This window comes from Pseudomonas sp. Irchel 3H9, assembly GCF_900187495.1.
Classification (GTDB): Bacteria; Pseudomonadota; Gammaproteobacteria; order Pseudomonadales; family Pseudomonadaceae; genus Aquipseudomonas; species Aquipseudomonas sivasensis.
Window position 1 is genome coordinate 813,622 of the sequence record NZ_FYDK01000001.1, and the last position, 17,700, is coordinate 831,321.

Genomic DNA, 17,700 nt, shown 5'->3' on the forward strand with positions numbered 1-17,700 from the left:
AGGTCGTTCACCACTGTTTAAATCCAATGAGCCCGTGATGTCGCCACAACCACCATCCTCCATCGAGATCGAATACGCAGAGCGCTGTGGCCTTGAACATGCCAAGGTCTGTGCGGACACGCGCCCACCCGGAATGCTGCGGCGCCTTGCGTCATGGCGCGACGAGTGGTTGGTTCGCCACGCACTCAAGGTTGCCGGCGAACCGGGGCTGATCCTCGACCTGGCCTGCGGCTCGGGACGGTTCTGGCCGGTATTGGCCGAGCATATCAACCGGGTGATCCTCGCCTCGGACAACTCCCAGGACATGCTCGACCATGCGCGCACCCACCATCCGGCGACGCTGCTAAAGCGGATCAAAACCTTTCAGGGTTCGGCGTTTTCCATCGGCTTGTCGGCAAATGCGGTGGATTGCATCTTTTGCCTGGAGTTATTTCGCCATGTGCCCAGCAGCGAAGGACGTCTGGCGTTGCTGCGGGAGTTTCACCGCGTCAGCCGCGATACGGTGATTGTCTCGGTCAATTCGCGAACGGCGGTAGACGACGAGTTTCGTCAGGCTGGCTTCAAGGTCCTGAACCAGCAGGAATTCATGCCAGGCTCCAGCCTGTGGCGCGTCTATGTGCTTCGTAAGAAAGGATAACTCTGGCCTGTAGGGCTATTCTTCATCCCCTGTCTGAGTTTTCATGGTTGCCAGTGCACTGCGGATGCTCGCTAGCCTCTTTCGCGATATATACTGCGCGCCATTCTTCAAGGGAGAGCCGTGTGGCCATCGATATTCACTGGATCTGCGACAACGATAGCCTCGGCCAGCATTGCGCCGAATGGCAGCAGTTGCCATTCGTCGCCCTCGACACCGAATTCATGCGGGTCGACACCTTTTATCCCATTGCCGGGCTGATCCAGATTGGTGATGGCGTACGCGCTTACCTGATCGATCCCCTGACCATCGACAACTGGAAACCCCTCGCCGATCTGCTGGAAAACCCTGCCGTGATCAAGGTGGTGCACGCCTGCAGCGAAGACTTGGAAGTGTTGCTGCGCCTGACTGGCAGCCTGCCAGTGCCGTTGTTCGACACCCAATTGGCCGCCGCTTACCTGAATCTCGGTTTCTCCATGGGCTACTCGCGCCTGGTACAAGCCGTACTCGACATCGAGCTGCCCAAGGGCGAGACCCGCTCGGACTGGCTGCAGCGGCCGTTGTCCGAAACCCAGATCAGCTACGCCGCCGAAGACGCGGTACACCTGGCCGAGGTCTACATTCGCCTGCGCCCGCAGCTATCAGACGATAAATATGCCTGGGTGCTGGAAGATGGCGCCGAACTGGTGGCCAACCTGCGCCGGGAAGTCGACCCGTACGAGGTGTACCGCGACGCCAAGCTGGCGTGGAAACTGTCCCGCGCTCAACTCGCCGTACTGCGTGAACTGTGCGCCTGGCGCGAACAGCAAGCCCGCGCCCGTGACCTGCCGCGCAACCGCATCGTTCGTGAACACTCGTTGTGGCCCCTGGCCAAATCCCAGCCGGATAACCTCGCCGCCCTGGGCAAGATCGAAGACATGCACCCGCGCACCGTGCGTCAGGATGGCCAGTTCCTGCTGGACCTGATCAAACGTGCCGGCAGCGTGCCCGCGGACCAATGGCCGCCGGCTGTGGCTGAACCGCTGCCGGTGGATGCCGCCACGCTGATCAAGCAACTGCGCGCCCTGGGCCAGACATTCGCCGAACGCCTGGAAATGGCGCCGGAACTGATGCTGCGCAAGAAAACCCTCGAAGCCTTGGTTAAAAGTGGCTACCCCGATGGGCCTTATAAATTGCCAGACTCGCTGCGTGGCTGGCGCCGCGAGTTGATGGGCCAGGCGCTGCTCGACAGCCTGGCCACTGCCGGAGAACAGCCTTGAAACGTATTTGCTCCATCTACCGCAGCTTGAAAAAAGACGGCATGTACCTCTACGTGCTCAAGAGCGATGCACTTGAGCGCGTGCCGGAGCCATTGATGGTCGCCTTCGGCAAGCCGCATCACGCCTTCGACATGGTGCTGACACCAGAGCGCAAGCTGTCGCGCGAAGACATCGTCGTGGTCCTGGAAAACCTCGATAAGCAGGGCTACCACCTGCAAATGCCGCCGGCCGAGGACGAGTACATCGAACACTTGCCCGAAGAGCTGCTGCGTCGTAACGACCCGATGTAATCGGTCAGTGCCCGCTTCAGGGCACAGGTTTCAATGGAATCGTATTAGTGGGCGGTGGCCGTAAGGAAGCGGGCGGCCGTCTGCACTGTTTTTGAAAGGTTTGAACCATGCGTGTTCTGATTGCTGAACAGGATCACCCGCTCTACGCCCAACTGCTCAATGACGTGGCGCCGGACCTTGAGGTGCTCACCAGTGGCGACTCGGCCGAACTGTCTCGTCTGGCCGCCGATTGCCCGGTCTGGCTTGGCCAACCGGACCTGCTGGCCACTCTGTTGCGCCAGGGCCACCAACCACAATGGCTGCAATCGACCTGGGCCGGTATCACCCCCCTGCTGGCCGAAGGCTTGCCCCGCGATTATCGCTTGACCCGCGCCGTCGGTATTTTTGGCCAGGTCATGGCCGAGTTTGTCCTCACGTATATGCTCGGCCACGAACGCGAAGTACTGGCGCGGTTGGTCAGCCAGGTCGAGCGCAAGTGGGACAGCCGCACCGGCCAGAGCCTGGCGGGGCGTAAGGTGTTGATTGTGGGCACCGGCGATATTGGCCAGAGTGTGGCTGAGTTTCTGGTGCCGTTTGGCGTCAAGCTGTATGGCATTGCCAGTACTGAGCGTGAACAGGCCCCGTTTATCGAAGTGGCCGGGCTTGATCAGATCGGGCGTCTGGTCGGTGAGGTGGACTACGTGATCAACCTGCTGCCCAACACGCCGAACACCCATGACCTGTACGACGCCGCGCTGTTCAAGCAATTCAAGCCGACGGGCTTGTTTATCAATGTCGGCCGTGGTGTGGCGGTGGTGGATGCTGATCTGGTCGAAGCCCTGAAGGAAGGGCACCTGGCCGGCGCAGTGATCGACGTATGTCGCCAGGAGCCACTGCCGCAGCGTCATCCATTCTGGACCGCCTGGGGGTTGCTGTTGACCGGGCACAGTTCCGCACCCACGTCGCCGCCGATGATGGTGGAGTTGTTCTTGGAAAATATCCGCGCGTATAAGGCCAAGCAGGCATTACGCGGAGAAGTGGATTTCGAGCGCGGGTACTGACGCCACCGCGCCGCTCGCTGGGCCTACATAAAACCTGACAGTCAGGATGGAACCGCATTGACGGCGCGTTCCACCCAAGGGCCGCAAAGGGCGCAAGGTCGCGCCTTTAACGGACTCCTTTTGGCTAAGGACAGGTATTTCCATGACGCCCCTTATTTCCCCCGCTGTTCAGCCGCGCCCGATGGCGCCCGCCCACCACAATGACGTAACCCGCACCCCCGACCGCGAGCCTGACCCGTCGCGTCCGGTCGATGTCCCTGCACCGCTTGAAGACTTGTCCGGCTTTGACCTGACGCGTAGCGACCATTGGGGGCAACCGCCTTCGGTCGTCATCCAACGATTGGCCAGCCATTTACTCGAAAAAGGCGGTGCCAGCGTTCAAGCAGCCCACCAGGCCGCGTATCGCTTACTGATCAATTCCGCACCTGAATATTTGGTCAAGGACATTCCCGCCAGCGTGACCTGCGCCAGTGTGCTCTGGGCTCAGTTGGCGATGGCTGTGGGCAGGATCGAAGCTCACGCGCCAGGCCGCACGCTCGGTATGGGGTATGCCGAAATTTTGCTGAACGCCGAATCGCTCACCCTTGACGCTGCCACTCGCCAGCGCATCGATGGGCAGGCCCTGACGGAGTGGGGCGTGGCCAACGGTGTGCTGACCCGCACCGATGAGATGCCATCGGCCAGTGCAATGGAGCGCCTGAGGGCGGCCTACAACGAACAGCTCAGCGCGCTGAAAAGCACCAGCGCCCTACTGCAAACGCCAATCCCCAGCCGCAGAGCCATGGCGCTGGCCCTGCTTGAGCGGGCGTTTCCTGACGTCGACCCGAGCCTCTTCGAAGTCAGGCATTTTCAAAAGGCCAGGCTCACCAAAGGGCGCCCAGGCATCCATCCCGGCTCACGCTCTATGCTGGATATCGTCATGCACGGCGGTCCATTGGCGACCGATGAGCATTGGGTGAGCAATAACAAACGCCTGCCCATTGACCGTTTTTGCAGCCTTTACCAACAAGGCAAGCTGGAGGTCGCCAGCGCATTCACGAAGGCCTACGACCAGGCGATCAGCGCCCATCAAACCGGGCAACAGAGTCGCGTGCGGCAGATGATCGCCACGTTGCCCCTGGAGGACCGCAATAACCTGGAGTTCGGCAAGCTCGAATTCTTCCACACCAACCAGTACACAATCGCCAAAGACCTGTTTACTCCGCCGGCGCTGCACGTGCGCGGCCATACGCTGGAGGTGAAGGCGACTCGAAACGGCGAGGTCAATCTCTATACCCTCGACACGCGAATCGGCACCGTTGAGAAAGAAAACTTTCTATTGCGCCGACGTACTCCGCCTTACACCGCTGCGAATATGGAATCGCGCGATGCGAATATTCTTTCTAGAACCGTTCAGTTTGAGCCCGACAGCGATTTCCCGGCGCAACCCCAAGGCACCCAAGCCTCTGACAGTCTCAACTCGCGGCGCAGCCATGCCATTGCTGATGTGTTCGTCAAATCCCTCGACCTGAACAACGACGATCTGATGAACGAGGCCCGGGGCCTGACGTCCTTTGATCAAGACAGCGCCCGCAATGAAGCCATTGGTGAATTCTTCCTGAACTTGATCCCGTTGCGCTCGGCTATCGTCAACTTCCAAAACGGCAACATTGGGCAGGGCGTGTTCGACCTGGGCCTGGATGCGGTTGGCCTGGTTACGTTGGGCGCCGGCAAAGCCGTGCAGGCGGGTAAGGTGCTGGGCGGCGCCTTGACCACTGCGCGCCAGGCGGCCAAGGCGGTGAGGTTTGTTGGCGCAACGGCGGTGGAGGCCTTCAACCCCTTGAGCGGCGTCGGCGATCTGCTGGTGAGCGGCGGCAGGTGGGTGACCAGGGGCAGTGCTTCTGCCGGTGAGCTGAGCAATGGGCTGTTTCGTCATTACAGGGCACCGGAGTCGAGCCTCGCCGGGCTCTCGCGCAATAATCAGGGCGTGTACGTTGCTGCCGACGGCCATCGCTCGTATGTGCGCCATCTCGACGCTTCCGGCCAGGCTGGCGTTTATGAGGTCCGGCAGGTGTCCCGCGGCGCGGACGGCAGCGTGCAGGCGCGGGTGTACCACAACAACCGGCAAACTCCGTTGTTACTCGAACGTGTGCAGGATGACCAATGGCGGCGACTGGGTGCGCGGGGCGGCCAGCCGGTTGCGGTCAAAGCCGATCTCGGCCCCGAAATCGGCCGTGGGGGCGAAGGCGTGGTGTATACAAGCCTCGACGGTAAGAGTGTTTATAAAGATTTGGGGCCGACCCGCTTGACCTCGGTAGAGGGCTACGTCGACATGGAAGTGGTCAATTTGAACAAGTACTACGGAGAGGGCTTTGCCGAGGTATTGATCGAGGACGGCCGCAAATACATAAAGATGGGCAAAGTTGACGGGGTTGATCTTGCCCATGTCGAAAAAGGCAGCCTGCCCGCCGAAGCACGTTCGTTACTCGACGACGCGGTAGCGCAAATGGAGGCCAGGGATATTTTTCATAACGACCCGCAGTTGAGTAACTTCATGTACTCAAAAACAGACAACAAGCTCTATCCCATCGACATGAACGGTATGCCCGCCGAGTTCATGGTGCCGGCGGTCAAGAACGCGTATGACCGGCAAATCACGCAGCTGCGCTCGGCGTTCAGCGAACTGATCGCCCGGTAGTCCTCAAGAGACACCCTGCCGCGTTCAGGCGGCAGGGTACTGGCTGTCAGAGGCCGAAATCACCTTCGGACACCAGCTCGCTCAGCGGCTTGCGCGGGCTCGGCACTTCACGCCCTTGCAGGTACTCCGGCAGGGTCGACTTGTCTCCCAGCTTGCCAACGGCCACGGCCGCGTGCAGCGCGTAACCTTCCGGAATCTTCAACTCCTTGCGTGTCAGCTCCTGATCGAAACCGGCCATGCCGTGGGTGTGCCAGCCACTGAGGCTGGCTTGCAGTGCCAGGTGGCCCCAAGCAGAGCCAGTGTCGAAGGTGTGCCACAGCGCTGGGGTTTCTTCGGTGGCACCGGGAGCGACGAAGTCGGTTTTCGAGGCGATGATCACCAGGGCCGAGGCATGCTGCGCCCAACCGCGGTTGAATTCATTGAGCAGGCCCAGGAAACGTTCCCAGTCCGGCGTGTCGCGGCGCGCGTAGAGAAACCGCCACGGCTGCGAGTTGTAGGCCGACGGCGCCCAGCGTGCGGCTTCGAAGAAACTCAGCAGCGTCTCTTTCGAGATGCTCTCGCCGGTGAAGGCGCGGGGCGACCAGCGGTCGGTGAACTGGGTGTGGATCGGATAGTCGGCAACACGTGTCATGAGCAGGTCCTGATCGTCAATTCGGCGCTCAAAGCTACTGCGCGCCCGCTAGACTGACAAGTGTTGTAACACCGCCAGTCGTAAGCGCTTGGTTCCAAGGGGCTTGGGCACTAGACTGGCGGCCTTTTCACCTACCGATACTGATGCAGAGCCATGGCCGCCAAAGTCGAACCTTTCTGGATACGCAAAACCCTTGAACACCTCGACCAGGAGGAGTGGGAGTCATTATGCGACGGCTGTGGCCTGTGCTGCCTGCAAAAGCTTGAGGATGAAGACGACAACAGCGTCTATTACACCCGTATCGCCTGCAAACTGCTGGACCTGAAAACCTGCCAGTGCACCGACTACCCCAACCGCCGCGCCTCGGTGCCCGACTGCATCCAGCTCACCCCAGGCCAGGCCGATCAGTTCAAATGGCTGCCGCCCACCTGCGGCTACCGCCTGGTCAGCGAGCGCAAGGATTTACCGCTGTGGCACCACCTGGTCTGTGGCGACCGCGACGCCGTGCACCACGAACGCATTTCCCAGTCTGGACGCATGCTCAGCGAAGGCAGCGTGCCTGAAGACGACTGGGAGGATTACCTGATCTTCCGCGCAGGCTGAAAAAGGAGTGTGTATGAAGGTGGGAACCCAGCTGGCGGCATGCCTGGTGCTGCTGGCGCTGAGCATGCCTGCGTGGTGCGCCAGGAAAGTCGACCTGGATTATCACGTTAAATTGCTGCCCCAGAGCGATCAGGCTGAAGTACGCCTGAGCCTGTCACAAGGCTCGGCCGTGCGCAGCCTGGACTTTGACCTGGGCCCGGCAGGCAGTTACAGCGACTTCAAGGCCGACGGCCAGTGGAAGGTCAGTGGCCAGCGGGGCGTGTGGCAGCCCAGCGCCGACAAGGCCAGTCTGACCTACCGCGTGCACCTCACCCAGGCGCGCAAGCCGGGCAGCTATGAAGCACGTATGACTGCGAGTTGGGCGCTGTTTCGCGGCGAAGACCTGGTGCCGACCGCGCGGCTCGACCAGCAGGATGGCGTCGAGTTGATCTCGCGCCTGGTGTTCGAATTGCCTGCGGGCTGGAAAAGCGTCGAAACCGCCTGGCCCCGTATCGGCAAGAATAAATTTCGCATCGACAACGTTTCCCGCCTGTTCGACCGGCCCACCGGCTGGATGCTCGCGGGCACGCTTGGCAGCCGCCGCGTGCGCCTGGGCGAAACTGAAGTCACCGTGGCGTCGCCCAAGGGTCAGGCCATGCGCCGCATGGACGTGCTGACGTTGCTGACCTTTGTCTGGCCCCAGGTCGAAGCCGCGTTCCCGCGTCATCCGGCCAAGCTGTTGGTGGTGGGCGCCAGTGATCCGATGCGCCGTGGCGTGTTCTCGGCGCATGACTCGATCTACCTCAACAGCCGCACACCGCTGGTCAGCGAAAACGGCAGCAGCCCGTTGATTCGTGAAGTAGTGCAGGCGATCGGACGTTTCAACGATCACGACACCAGTGACTGGATCAGCGAAGGGCTTGGGGAGTATTACGCCATCGAACTGGTGCGCCGTGCCGGTGGGATCACCGATGAGCGGTATCAGGCGATACAGGCGCGGTTGAGCAAGGAGGGCAAAGATGTCACGACGCTACGCGGCGAGCATGTCAGTGGTGCAACCGTGTCGCGGGCAGTGGTGATATTGCAGGAGCTGGACAGCGAGATTCGGGTGAAAACCCATAATAAACGCTCGCTGGATGACCTCGCGCAAGCGGTGATGCGGGCGAACAGCATTACGACGGCGGAGTTCGTGCAGCTGGCTGAGAGCATTATTGGCGAGTCGTCGGTTGTGCTGGATACCAAGCTACTGCGCTGATTTTCAACCTCTGCATCAATCAACATGTGGGAGGGGGCTTGCTCCCGATAGCGCTGATTCAGGCACAACATGTGCTGACTGACATTCTGCTATCGGGAGCAAGCCCCCTCCCACTTTTGGATCTCTAACCTACCGAAAGCCAGGTTCAGCCTGTGGTTTTAACGGCCTTCTCAGCCGCCACTTCCGCCTTGGTCTTCAGGTTTTTCAGCTCTGCACCTGCACGCTCGATCTTCGTACGCACGCTGTTCATTTCCTGGCGACCCTGTTCCAGCTTGTCCTTGAGCGAGCTGTGCCCGGTAAAACCACGGGCCAGTGCCACACCGCCAATCGCCACCTGGATCAAACCGAAAATCCCGCCACGGCGCAGGCCTTTGCCGACCATCATCACGCCACCGGCCACCGAGCCGATGCGTTCCCAGCCGTGGACGTTTTGCGTCGGCTGGCTCTGGAAGGGCGTGTGCTCGATGATAGGTCGCACGTTTTTGCTGTCGCTCATGATCTGTCTCCAACAAGGGCAAGTGTAAGTAGCTGACTGCTGGCGGGCGTCGGATGTTCCCAAAAAATCAATACTTGGGGCCCGAACGGGTGTTGTTGCCCTTGGCCAGGCGGTCATAGAGCACCACGTTGACCGTGGCGGCCAGGTTCATGCAGCCGGTGGTCGGGATGTAGACCACGTCTTCGCACCAGTCCCGGATCTCCTTATCCAGCGAGCCGTCTTCCGGGCCGAAGATATACAGCGCGCGGTCGGGGTGGGTGTACTCGGGCAGGGGACGGGCGCCCTCCACCAGTTCCACGGCGACGGGGATACAGCCCAGGGGCAGGATTTTTTTCAGGTCATCGATGCCGATCAGCGGAATATCGTGATGGACCTTCTTGGTGTCGGTGATGAAGTCCCGGGCGCGCTCGTAACGCACGCCGGTGTAGAACACCGAGGCCACGCCGTAGCAACCGGCGGCACGCATGACCGAGCCGACGTTTTCGGGGGATTTGGGGTTATACAGACCGATGCAGCTGTAGCGTTTATTGCCCACGGGGAAGGGTGCCTTGGAGAAAAGCGGCGATTATACGGCTTGAAGGTGATGTATTGCTTGGGCTAACGCTATCGGGAGCAAGCCCCCTCCCACATTTGAAAGTGTTCACAACTCAAAATGTGGGAGGGGGCTTGCTCCCGATGACGCCAGGACAGACGACGACACTCTTCAGTCGTCTTTCTTCATCAACCCCGCCAGCGCCGCAAACGGGTTATGCGTGGCCTTGGCAATCGTCGGGCTGCTGGTGGAGCCTTCGCCGAAGTACTGCTGATCGGTGTAGCGCGAATGTTCGTTGTCGTGGCAGTACAGGCACAGCAACTCCCAGTTGGAGCCGTCCTGAGGGTTGTCATCATGATTGTGGTTGCGGTGGTGTACGGTGAGTTCGCTCAGGCGCTTGCCGGCGAATTCACGGGCGCAGCGGCCGCACACGTGGGGGTACATCTTGAGGGCTTTGTCGCGGTAGCCCATTTCCCGGTCACGCTGGGCATCGGCGAGGATGCGGTCCAGCTTGGCGGTGTGGGAGGGCGGGTTGGTCGAGCTCATCATGGCTCCTGGCTATTTTGTGGGTCACGGATAACGTTGATTCTAGCCGTCGGCGGGCGTTTGTAGTATCGGTTCATTCATTTCACAAGGATCTGAAACCTATGCGTTGGTACACATGGACAATTGCACTGCTTTTCTGCGCGCTGGCGGCTCAAGCCCAGGCGTTTTCGACGCCCAAGCCCGGGCAGGTGATTGAGGTCACCCTTGAACAGTTGCACCCGACCCAGGCCGTGGTGGGTTTCGACCAGATCTACTACAGCCTCGGGCTGTTCGCCGACAAACCCACCAAGGCCTTTGATGAATTCTGCGAAACCAACGGTCAGGGCGAGGCCGACAAGGTACCCAAGAACGCCAGCCTGCTTGCGCCTTCCAGCTTCACGTGCAAAGACCCGGTAGGCACTCATCCCGAGGACATGAAAACCGTGGTGGTCGGCCCTGGTGGCCAGTTGTACCTGACCGACGGTCACCACAGTTTCACCACCCTTTGGCAAACGCCGGGTGCCGGCCCTCAGTTGAAAATGTGGGTCAAGGTGACTGACGATTTCAGCAACAGCCCAGACCTCGCCACCTTCTGGCAGCGTATGGAAGCGGCGCGCAAGGTCTGGCTCAAGGACAATCGGGGCCAGACCCTGCCGCCTACGCAACTGCCTGCTCACCTGGGCTTCAAGAATCTGCAGGACGACACCTTCCGCAGCCTGGTGTATTTCACCCGCAAGGCCGCCTATGGCAAGCCGGATGGCGGCGAGATCGCCCCGGAATTCCTGGAGTTCTATTGGGGTAACTGGCTGCGCACGCAAATTGATCTGGGCCAGTACAACCTGGACAAAAAAGGCGGCTACAAGGATGCGATCGAAGCGGTCGCCAAGCGCATGGTCAGCCTGGCGCCGGGATCACCGGTGGGAGGCAGCGGTTTTACCGCCCAGCAACTGGGTGGGATGACCCAACTGGATCGCGATGAGCTGCAGAAGACCTTCGACAAAAAAGTCCCGTACGTGATCGACTACCGCAAATCCCACAACTGACAGGGATCAAAATATGGCAGGGGGCTTGCCCCCGATAGCGTAGTGTCAGTCACCAAATGTTTTGACTGAACCACCGCTATCAGGGGCAAGCCCCCTGCCACATTGGATCTCCAGTGGTTTGGTTAATGGTGCTCAGCCCTTGAGCTTCTCCGCAATCCAGATGGTGTGTCGGGTGCCCTTGTTGCCATGGGCAAATACCTGCACTTCCTCGGCCTTGAAACCGGCCTTGCGCAGTTTGTCGCTGAACAGTTTGTCGGCACTCGCTGACCACACCGCCAGCACGCCCTTGGGCCGCAAGGCCTTGGCGCAGGCGGCCAGGCCACCGGCAGAGTAGAGCCAGCTGTTGGCCTTTTGCGTGAGGCCTTCGGGGCCGTTGTCGACGTCGAGCATGATCGCGTCAAAGCCTTGGGGCTCGGCTTGCAGCACCTTGGCCACGTCTTCCATGCGGATCACGGTGCGCGGGTCCAGCAGTGGGCGCCCGGATTTTTCCCCCAGCGGCCCACGGTTCCATTCCACGACGCCCGGCACCAGTTCGGCGACAACCACTTCGGCAGTCTTGCCCAAATGCTTGAGGGCCGAGGCCAGGGTAAAGCCCATGCCCAAACCACCAATCAGCACCCGTGAATCAGGACGACCGGCAACTTTGCGGCAGGGAATTTCTGCCAGCGCATCTTCGGAGCCGTGCATGCGCGTGTTCATCAACTGGCCGCCGTCACCACCCTGGATCTTGATGACAAAATCCTCGCCGTATTCGAATAGGCACAAGGCACCGCCGTTGTCGGGGATCGGGGTGGTGTCCAGCAGAACGAAACGTTTCATGGAAATCTCATTGGGAAGGGCATTCTTGCGCGGTTGGGAGTAGCCTTACGACATTCCGGTCAGGCCATGGAGCCATCGATGAAGTGCAGCATTCTAACGGTCATTGTGTTGAGCGCGCTCGCATTGGGTGCGGCGCAGGCTCAGGAGTTGCAAACCGTACCGGTCGCGCCCGCGCCAACCCCCGGTGCACCGGGCACGCCGACGCCGACGCTGTATCCCCAAGTCAGCCCGCCAGCGCTGCCCAAGACCAACGGCTCGCCGCCCTTGGCGCCCATCGTGTTACCGACGCCACCGAAGGACCAGACGGTGCCCGGCCTGCAGCAGAACGACAGCAAACCAAAGACCCCCGGCGGTTAAAACTGTTGCGACAGTAACTGCCCATCAGCCATGCGCAGGCGCTTGGACAGGGCAATCGCAATCGCGCGGATGATCTTCGCGGCCACCCGCGGGGTTTCGTTGAGCATCTTTTCCAGGGAGTCCTTGCCCAAGTTCAACAGCACGCAATCACTGGCAGCCACGCAACTGGCGGAGCGACGCTCGCCGTCGAGTACTGCCATCTCACCGAAAGCCCGGCCGCTGCGCAGGGTGGCGATGGTCAGGCGCTGGCCGTCGTGATTGGTTTTCTGCACCGCCACCTGGCCGCTATGGATGATGCACATGAACGTGCCGGCATCGCCTTCGAGGAAGATCGCTTCGTCCTGGGCAATGCTGCTGATATTGAAGTAGCCGGCGGCGACGTGAAAATCTTCCGGCAACAAAGGGTCGAACAGGCCGCAGTCCATGAGCATGTCGCGGATTTCGGTATTCATTAGCGTCGGTAGTGCCATGGCTGCAATCTTGGTCCATCAATCAGTAGGCGGTCCTGTGTTCAGACAGGCCCGCCGCGCTAAGTTCCTAAATAAACCCCAGCGCCTTGAACACAAATGCATATTCGAGCGCTACGTCACGTAATCCTTGGTAACGACCGCTCATCCCACCATGGCCGGCACCCAGTTCGGTTTTGAGCAACAGCAGGTTGTCGTCGGTCTTGGTGTCACGCAGCTTGGCCACCCACTTGGCCGCTTCCCAATACTGCACGCGGCTGTCGTTGTAGCCGGCGATCACCAGCATGTGCGGGTAGGCCTGGGCCTGGACGTTTTCGTACGGCGCGTAGGCCTTGATGCGCTCGTACACCTCGGGCTCCTCGGGGTTGCCCCATTCGTCGTACTCGGTGATGGTCAACGGCAGCTCCGGGTCGAGCATGGTGTTGAGCACATCAACGAACGGCACTTCGGCAATCGCCGCCTGGAACAGCGCCGGACGCTGGTTGAGCACCGCACCGATCAACAGGCCGCCGGCACTGCCGCCGCTGATGGCCAGTTGCTTGGAGGTGGTCAGGCCTTGAGCGATCAGGTGTTCGGCGCAGGCGATAAAGTCGCTGAAGGTGTTCTGCTTGTGTTCCTGCTTGCCATTGCGGTACCAGGCTTCACCCAGTTCGCCGCCGCCACGCACATGCGCGATGGCAAACGCCACGCCGCGATCAAGCAGGCTCAGGCGTGCGTGGGAGAACCACGGGTCGAGGCTCGAACCGTAGGCGCCGTAGCCGTAAAGGTACAGCGGTGTGGTTTTGCCGAGTTGGTCGCGCTTGACCACCAGGCTGATCGGCACCTGGGTACCATCGGCGGAGGTGGCCCACAGGCGTTGGCTGACATAGTCATCGGCATTGAACACGCCGAGTACCGGGGTTTCCTTCAGCACCTGCTGCGCACCGCTGGCCAGTTCCAGCTGGCGTACCTGGGCCGGACGGTTGAGGGCTTCGTAGCGCAGGCGGATCTTGTCGCTGACGAATTCCAGGCTGTTCTGTACGTAGAGGCTGTAGGCGGCGTCAGGTAATTCCACGCGATAGGCAGGCAGGCCCTCGGGGTGCACTTCGATCACCGGCAGGCCGCCGATGCGCAGGCTCAAGGTCATGGCGCTGGTGTTCAGGCTGACGCCGTCGAGCATCACCTCATCGCTGTGGGGGATCAGGTTCTGCCACTCATCCTCGGTCGGCACGTCGCCAATGTCGGTTGCGACAAACAGGGCGTAGTTGATGCCATCACGGTTGCTACGGATAAACCAAGTCCAGGCGCCATTCAGTTGGCCGTGGTCGACATCGTATTCGTGATCGTCGACCCGTGGCGCCAGGCAGGTGAAATCCTGCTGCGGTTGGTTGGCGTCCAGGGCCCAGACTTCGCTAGTGGTCTTGCTGCCCAGGGCCACTAGCAACTGGCGCTCGGAGCTGGAACGGTAGCAATGCAGGAAGAAACGCCCGTCGGGCTCATGGAACACTTCCTGCGCCGCCGTGCCGTCCAGGCGATAGCGATAGAGTTTGTGGGGGCGGTGCGTTTCGTCCAGTTCGCCAAAGAACAGGGTCAGGCTGTCGTTGGCCCAGGTCATGCTGCCGTCGCAGTCCTGGAACTCCAGTTCGCTGACCTTGCCGGTTGCCAATTCCTTCACGAACAGGGTGTAGATCTCTTCGCCGGTGGTGTCCAGGCTGTAGGCCAGGCGATTGTGGTCGGGGCTGATGCTGAATGCGCCGAGGGAGAAAAAGCCACCGTTGGCCAGTTCGTTCGGGTCCAGCAACAGCTCTTCACTGCTGTCGTCCACCACGTTGCTGTCATCGGCCGGACGGCGGCAGCGGTAGTGACGGGCGTACTCGTCACCGGCGGTGGTGCGGGTGTAATAGAGGTACGGGCCCCACGGCGAGGGCAGGGACAGGTCGGTTTCGAGAATGCGGCCCTTGATCTCTTCAAACAGGCTTTCGCGCAAGGCTGCCTGATCGGCGAGCTGGGCTTCCTGCCAGGCGTTTTCGGCCTTGAGGTAATCGAGTACTTCAGCGCTGTCGCGTTCTTGCAGCCAGGCGTAAGGGTCTTGGCCAGGGGCCTTTCGGGCAATCGGGGGCGTCGATACAGGCATGGATTATTCTCTATCTGGCGGACGGTGGCAGGCTTTGCAGCCGCGACACGCAAAAGCCGTTATCATAGCCGCCTGTTTGCCTACCTTGCCATGGACACCATGACCGAGAACGACTATCTGACCGCTTGGGGCCTTTACGCCTTCGCCGCTTTGGGCTGCCTGTTGGTGTGGTGGCGCATGACGCGCTGGATGTGGCGCTGGTTGCGCGAGCCGCTGCAATTGCTGATGGCCGTGTTGCTGTTCAGCCCGACCATCGTAGACCCGGTCAAGACTCAGTTCGCGCCGGCCGTGGCAATTACCGCCCTGGACCTGGTGCTCAAGGTCGGCAATAACGCCTGGCGGGCTATTTCCGATTTGTTCATGTACACCATGATCGCCTTTGGCGTGTACCTGGTGATTGTGTTGATCCGCTGGCCCATCGAGCGCGCCGCCAATGCGCGTCGTGAGCGCAAGGCCGCCACCGATGCAGCCCTGGCCGCTGAGCCGGCGGAAGAAGACGACGAGCCATTCCGCCGTCCGGCGCCTGTCAGTGGCATGCGGGTCGAACCGCGCCTTTAACGTTGCAGCGAGAGCCCTGGCATGTGTGAATTATTGGGCATGAGTGCCAACGTCCCCACCGATATCGTGTTCAGCTTTACCGGGCTGATGCAGCGCGGTGGGCGCACCGGCCCCCACCGCGACGGTTGGGGCATCGCTTTCTACGAAGGCCGTGGTCTGCGTCTGTTCCAGGACCCGGCCGCCAGCAGTGAATCGGAAGTCGCGCTGCTGGTGCAGCGTTATCCCATCAAGAGCGAAGTGGTGATCGGCCATATCCGCCAGGCCAACGTGGGCAAGGTGAGCTTGGCCAATACGCACCCGTTCGTGCGCGAACTGTGGGGCCGCAACTGGTGTTTCGCCCATAACGGCCAACTGGCGGACTTCAACCCCCGCGCCACCTTCTACCGCCCGGTCGGCGATACCGACAGCGAAGCGGCCTTTTGCGACTTGCTCAACCGCGTGCGCGAAGCCTTCCCCGAGCCGGTGGACATCGAACAGATGCTGCCGGACCTGATCGCCGCCTGTGCCGAATACCGCAGCAAAGGCGTGTTCAACTGCCTGCTCAGCGATGGCGACTGGTTGTTTTGCTACTGCTCGACCAAATTGGCGCAGATCACCCGGCGTGCCCCGTTCGGTCCGGCGCGCTTGAAAGATGTCGACGTGATCGTCGATTTTCAGGCCGAGACCACACCCAATGATGTAGTGACGGTAATCGCCACCGAGCCGTTGACCGACAACGAAAACTGGACCCGTTACGAACCGGGCCAATGGAGCCTGTGGCGACGCGGTGAATGCGTCAGCCAGGGCATTACTGAGTAAGGATATCGACCATGTTGCTCAGCTATCTGCGGTTGGTGCTGTTTGCCATTGGCCTGTTGGTCGGCGTGCAAGTGCCGGGATTTATCAACGATTACGCCAAGCGCGTCGAAGCCCACTTGATAGAGGCCCAGACGGGGCTGAGCGGGTTTGAAACCACCGCGCGGCAGTTCTTCAACGGTGATTTGAAGGCGTTGGTCGCGCATTACCGCGCCAGTGACGACCCGGTTTTCCAGAGCGACGCCAACAGCCTGGGCGCCATGCTTGATCGCCAAGTTGCGTTGGACAAGCAATTCCAGGCCATGCAAGGCCCGTGGTACATCCGCGCGTTGCAAGTGGCGGTGGCCGCCGACCCGGATATCCGCCAGGAAACCTGGAACGGTTACAGCTATCAGATCCTCCTGACCCCAGAAGCCATGGGTTGGGGATTGGGCGGGGCGATGCTGCTGTCGTTTGGATTGGAATGCCTGTTCCGCCTGATCGACTGGGTCGTGTTGGGCGGCAAGCGCCTGCGCCAGAGCCGGCCGATTGAAGAGCGGGACCTGAAAGGTCTCTAACGCCCAACTCGGTCAAATGTGGGAGGGGGCTTGCTCCCGATAGCGGTAGGTCAGTCAATACTTCAGGTACTGACCCACCGCTATCGGGAGCAAGCCCCCTCCCACAGTTTTAACCGGGTTTCGTCAGGGGGCCAGCAGCATCCGCTCTTCGCCGACTTCCTCGGCATAGCGGGCAACGACCTTCTGGCACAGCCCGACAATCTCCTCCACCAACTCCACCCCCACCCGCCACGACACCACCACCTGCAGGTTAGGCAGTTTCTGCGCCATCGATAACATTACCAATTCCCCGCGCGCCAGTTCCTCACTGACCAGCACCGGCGGCAGTGCGCCAATGCCGAATCCATCGCGCAACAACCGCGTAATCGCAGACACCGAATTCACACAGTTCATCCTTGGCGCGGCTACGCCGTTGGCCTGCATCAGGCTCAGCACATCCTGATGTGGGTGCGAGTTTTTCGAGTAGGTGATGATCCGCTCCTGAGCCAGTTCGGCGAGGGAGGCGTAGTCGCGGTTGTAGATCGATTGGCTGGCGACGATCCAGGCCATGGGATGGCTGCACAGTTCCAGGCTGCGCACGGTTTCCAGGCGCACCAGGTCGGTTTGCAGGATCAGGTCAAGGAAGCCTTTTTGCAGTTGATCGCTGAGGTTAAGCGCGGTATCAGCGACCAATTCGATTTCGACCAAGGGGAAATGGTCCATCAGTTCCGCCACCAACGGGCTCAGCCAAGTGTGAATCACCGTGTCCATCGCGCCGATCCGAATGCGCCCGACCTTGCTGCTGGTGGTCTCCAGAGACTGCTTCAGACCCCGCATGGTCACCATCATCTGCTCGGCATAATCGAGCACCTTCAAGCCTTCCGGGGTCAGGCTTACGCCTCGAGAATCACGCAAAAACAGCTTCACCCCCAGCTCGCTTTCCAGCACGGCGATGCGGCTGGAGATCGAGGCCTGGGTGGTGAACAGCTTCTCGGCAGTCAGGCGAAAGCTCTTGAGCTTGGCCACCCAGACGAAGGTTTCGAGGAACTTCAAATTCATGGGATCAACTTTTTCTTATGCATGGATCGGTT

20 protein-coding genes are annotated in these 17,700 nt (G+C 60.7%); 12 read left to right on the forward strand and 8 right to left on the reverse strand.

All coding sequences use genetic code 11. The features are described from left to right. Positions 1 to 37 precede the first annotated feature (37 nt). The 5 genes from CKW32_RS03905 to CKW32_RS03925 all read left to right on the forward strand — a co-directional run bounded on the left by CKW32_RS03905 (position 38) and on the right by CKW32_RS03925 (position 5,900). On the forward strand, positions 38 to 637 hold the full coding sequence (locus CKW32_RS03905) for a class I SAM-dependent methyltransferase (RefSeq protein WP_032888714.1): 600 nt from the start codon (positions 38 to 40) through the stop codon (positions 635 to 637). 122 nt (positions 638 to 759) lie between these two features. Then, positions 760 to 1,893: a ribonuclease D gene (gene rnd / locus CKW32_RS03910; protein WP_095184093.1), complete on the forward strand. Its 1,134-nt coding sequence runs from the start codon at positions 760 to 762 to the stop codon at positions 1,891 to 1,893. Further along, on the forward strand, positions 1,890 to 2,183 hold the full coding sequence (locus CKW32_RS03915; protein ID WP_032888718.1) for a YcgL domain-containing protein: 294 nt from the start codon (positions 1,890 to 1,892) through the stop codon (positions 2,181 to 2,183). The genes rnd and CKW32_RS03915 overlap by 4 nt, the downstream gene beginning before the upstream one ends. A gap of 107 nt (positions 2,184 to 2,290) precedes the next feature. Further along, entirely contained in the window at positions 2,291 to 3,223 is a 933-nt protein-coding gene (locus CKW32_RS03920; RefSeq protein WP_032888721.1) for a D-2-hydroxyacid dehydrogenase, read from the forward strand. A gap of 142 nt (positions 3,224 to 3,365) precedes the next feature. Continuing rightward, on the forward strand, positions 3,366 to 5,900 hold the full coding sequence (locus tag CKW32_RS03925) for a hypothetical protein (RefSeq protein WP_143499317.1): 2,535 nt from the start codon (positions 3,366 to 3,368) through the stop codon (positions 5,898 to 5,900). Positions 5,901 to 5,946: 46 nt separating this feature from the next. On the opposite strand, the gene CKW32_RS03930 is transcribed toward CKW32_RS03925, so the two are convergent. After that, on the reverse strand, positions 5,947 to 6,531 hold the full coding sequence (locus CKW32_RS03930) for a nitroreductase family protein (protein WP_032888724.1): 585 nt from the start codon (positions 6,529 to 6,531) through the stop codon (positions 5,947 to 5,949). A 153-nt stretch (positions 6,532 to 6,684) separates the two neighbouring features. Between CKW32_RS03930 and CKW32_RS03935 the strand changes: the two genes are divergently transcribed. Together CKW32_RS03935 and CKW32_RS03940 are read left to right on the forward strand one after the other, a co-directional pair. After that, entirely contained in the window at positions 6,685 to 7,134 is a 450-nt protein-coding gene (locus CKW32_RS03935; RefSeq protein WP_003172524.1) for a YcgN family cysteine cluster protein, read from the forward strand. 13 nt (positions 7,135 to 7,147) lie between these two features. Beyond that, positions 7,148 to 8,368, forward strand: coding sequence for a hypothetical protein (locus CKW32_RS03940; protein WP_095184095.1), 1,221 nt, complete (start codon positions 7,148 to 7,150; stop codon positions 8,366 to 8,368). Between the two features lie 145 nt (positions 8,369 to 8,513). Here CKW32_RS03940 and CKW32_RS03945 read toward each other — a convergent pair whose 3' ends face one another. The 3 genes from CKW32_RS03945 to CKW32_RS03955 form a co-directional block, all read right to left on the reverse strand. Continuing rightward, positions 8,514 to 8,864, reverse strand: coding sequence for a DUF2892 domain-containing protein (locus CKW32_RS03945; RefSeq protein ID WP_095184096.1), 351 nt, complete (start codon positions 8,862 to 8,864; stop codon positions 8,514 to 8,516). Between the two features lie 67 nt (positions 8,865 to 8,931). After that, on the reverse strand, positions 8,932 to 9,399 hold the full coding sequence (locus tag CKW32_RS03950; RefSeq protein WP_003189607.1) for an RNA methyltransferase: 468 nt from the start codon (positions 9,397 to 9,399) through the stop codon (positions 8,932 to 8,934). Positions 9,400 to 9,567: 168 nt separating this feature from the next. Further along, complete coding sequence (locus CKW32_RS03955; protein WP_003210675.1) at positions 9,568 to 9,942, reverse strand: YajD family HNH nuclease; 375 nt, start codon at positions 9,940 to 9,942, stop codon at positions 9,568 to 9,570. Between the two features lie 101 nt (positions 9,943 to 10,043). Here CKW32_RS03955 and CKW32_RS03960 point away from each other — a divergent pair, with 101 nt between their 5' ends. Then, positions 10,044 to 10,964 carry a ParB/Srx family N-terminal domain-containing protein gene (locus tag CKW32_RS03960; protein WP_095184097.1) on the forward strand — a complete coding sequence of 307 codons (921 nt, stop codon included), beginning with the start codon at positions 10,044 to 10,046 and terminating at the stop codon, positions 10,962 to 10,964. A 132-nt stretch (positions 10,965 to 11,096) separates the two neighbouring features. Here CKW32_RS03960 and CKW32_RS03965 read toward each other — a convergent pair whose 3' ends face one another. Next, positions 11,097 to 11,783 carry a spermidine synthase gene (locus CKW32_RS03965; RefSeq protein ID WP_032888736.1) on the reverse strand — a complete coding sequence of 229 codons (687 nt, stop codon included), beginning with the start codon at positions 11,781 to 11,783 and terminating at the stop codon, positions 11,097 to 11,099. Between the two features lie 78 nt (positions 11,784 to 11,861). Here CKW32_RS03965 and CKW32_RS03970 point away from each other — a divergent pair, with 78 nt between their 5' ends. Further along, positions 11,862 to 12,140 (forward strand): hypothetical protein, encoded by a 279-nt coding sequence (locus tag CKW32_RS03970; protein ID WP_032888738.1) that lies wholly within the window; start codon positions 11,862 to 11,864, stop codon positions 12,138 to 12,140. Here the strand turns inward: CKW32_RS03970 and CKW32_RS03975 are convergent. Continuing rightward, the gene (locus CKW32_RS03975) at positions 12,137 to 12,610 is read right to left on the reverse strand and encodes a cyclic nucleotide-binding domain-containing protein (RefSeq protein WP_032888741.1); all 474 of its coding nucleotides are present in this window, start codon (positions 12,608 to 12,610) and stop codon (positions 12,137 to 12,139) included. The genes CKW32_RS03970 and CKW32_RS03975 overlap by 4 nt on opposite strands. 67 nt (positions 12,611 to 12,677) lie before the next feature. Next, the gene (locus tag CKW32_RS03980; protein WP_095184098.1) at positions 12,678 to 14,720 is read right to left on the reverse strand and encodes a S9 family peptidase; all 2,043 of its coding nucleotides are present in this window, start codon (positions 14,718 to 14,720) and stop codon (positions 12,678 to 12,680) included. Between the two features lie 24 nt (positions 14,721 to 14,744). Here CKW32_RS03980 and CKW32_RS03985 point away from each other — a divergent pair, with 24 nt between their 5' ends. From CKW32_RS03985 to CKW32_RS03995, 3 genes are read left to right on the forward strand one after another with little or no spacing between them, the layout of a single operon-like run. Next, positions 14,745 to 15,278, forward strand: coding sequence for an MFS transporter (locus CKW32_RS03985; protein ID WP_095184099.1), 534 nt, complete (start codon positions 14,745 to 14,747; stop codon positions 15,276 to 15,278). 21 nt (positions 15,279 to 15,299) lie between these two features. Further along, positions 15,300 to 16,076: a class II glutamine amidotransferase gene (locus tag CKW32_RS03990; protein ID WP_024074057.1), complete on the forward strand. Its 777-nt coding sequence runs from the start codon at positions 15,300 to 15,302 to the stop codon at positions 16,074 to 16,076. 11 nt (positions 16,077 to 16,087) lie between these two features. After that, positions 16,088 to 16,630 (forward strand): DUF2937 family protein, encoded by a 543-nt coding sequence (locus CKW32_RS03995; RefSeq protein WP_032888750.1) that lies wholly within the window; start codon positions 16,088 to 16,090, stop codon positions 16,628 to 16,630. A 123-nt stretch (positions 16,631 to 16,753) separates the two neighbouring features. Here the strand turns inward: CKW32_RS03995 and CKW32_RS04000 are convergent, their stop codons facing one another. After that, positions 16,754 to 17,668 (reverse strand): LysR family transcriptional regulator, encoded by a 915-nt coding sequence (locus tag CKW32_RS04000; protein ID WP_095184100.1) that lies wholly within the window; start codon positions 17,666 to 17,668, stop codon positions 16,754 to 16,756. Between the last annotated feature and the right edge of the window lie 32 nt (positions 17,669 to 17,700).

Coding starts and splice junctions, on each gene's coding strand:
- CKW32_RS03955 (WP_003210675.1), bottom strand. CDS start 9,942: ATGAGCTCGACCAACCCGCCCTCCCACACCGCCAAGCTGGACCGCATC.
- CKW32_RS04000 (WP_095184100.1), bottom strand. CDS start 17,668: ATGAATTTGAAGTTCCTCGAAACCTTCGTCTGGGTGGCCAAGCTCAAG.
- CKW32_RS03930 (WP_032888724.1), bottom strand. CDS start 6,531: ATGACACGTGTTGCCGACTATCCGATCCACACCCAGTTCACCGACCGC.
- CKW32_RS03980 (WP_095184098.1), bottom strand. CDS start 14,720: ATGCCTGTATCGACGCCCCCGATTGCCCGAAAGGCCCCTGGCCAAGAC.
- CKW32_RS03990 (WP_024074057.1), top strand. CDS start 15,300: ATGTGTGAATTATTGGGCATGAGTGCCAACGTCCCCACCGATATCGTG.
- CKW32_RS03960 (WP_095184097.1), top strand. CDS start 10,044: ATGCGTTGGTACACATGGACAATTGCACTGCTTTTCTGCGCGCTGGCG.
- CKW32_RS03925 (WP_143499317.1), top strand. CDS start 3,366: ATGACGCCCCTTATTTCCCCCGCTGTTCAGCCGCGCCCGATGGCGCCC.
- CKW32_RS03935 (WP_003172524.1), top strand. CDS start 6,685: ATGGCCGCCAAAGTCGAACCTTTCTGGATACGCAAAACCCTTGAACAC.
- CKW32_RS03940 (WP_095184095.1), top strand. CDS start 7,148: ATGAAGGTGGGAACCCAGCTGGCGGCATGCCTGGTGCTGCTGGCGCTG.
- CKW32_RS03905 (WP_032888714.1), top strand. CDS start 38: ATGTCGCCACAACCACCATCCTCCATCGAGATCGAATACGCAGAGCGC.
- CKW32_RS03970 (WP_032888738.1), top strand. CDS start 11,862: ATGAAGTGCAGCATTCTAACGGTCATTGTGTTGAGCGCGCTCGCATTG.
- CKW32_RS03965 (WP_032888736.1), bottom strand. CDS start 11,783: ATGAAACGTTTCGTTCTGCTGGACACCACCCCGATCCCCGACAACGGC.
- CKW32_RS03975 (WP_032888741.1), bottom strand. CDS start 12,610: ATGGCACTACCGACGCTAATGAATACCGAAATCCGCGACATGCTCATG.
- CKW32_RS03945 (WP_095184096.1), bottom strand. CDS start 8,864: ATGAGCGACAGCAAAAACGTGCGACCTATCATCGAGCACACGCCCTTC.
- CKW32_RS03920 (WP_032888721.1), top strand. CDS start 2,291: ATGCGTGTTCTGATTGCTGAACAGGATCACCCGCTCTACGCCCAACTG.
- CKW32_RS03995 (WP_032888750.1), top strand. CDS start 16,088: ATGTTGCTCAGCTATCTGCGGTTGGTGCTGTTTGCCATTGGCCTGTTG.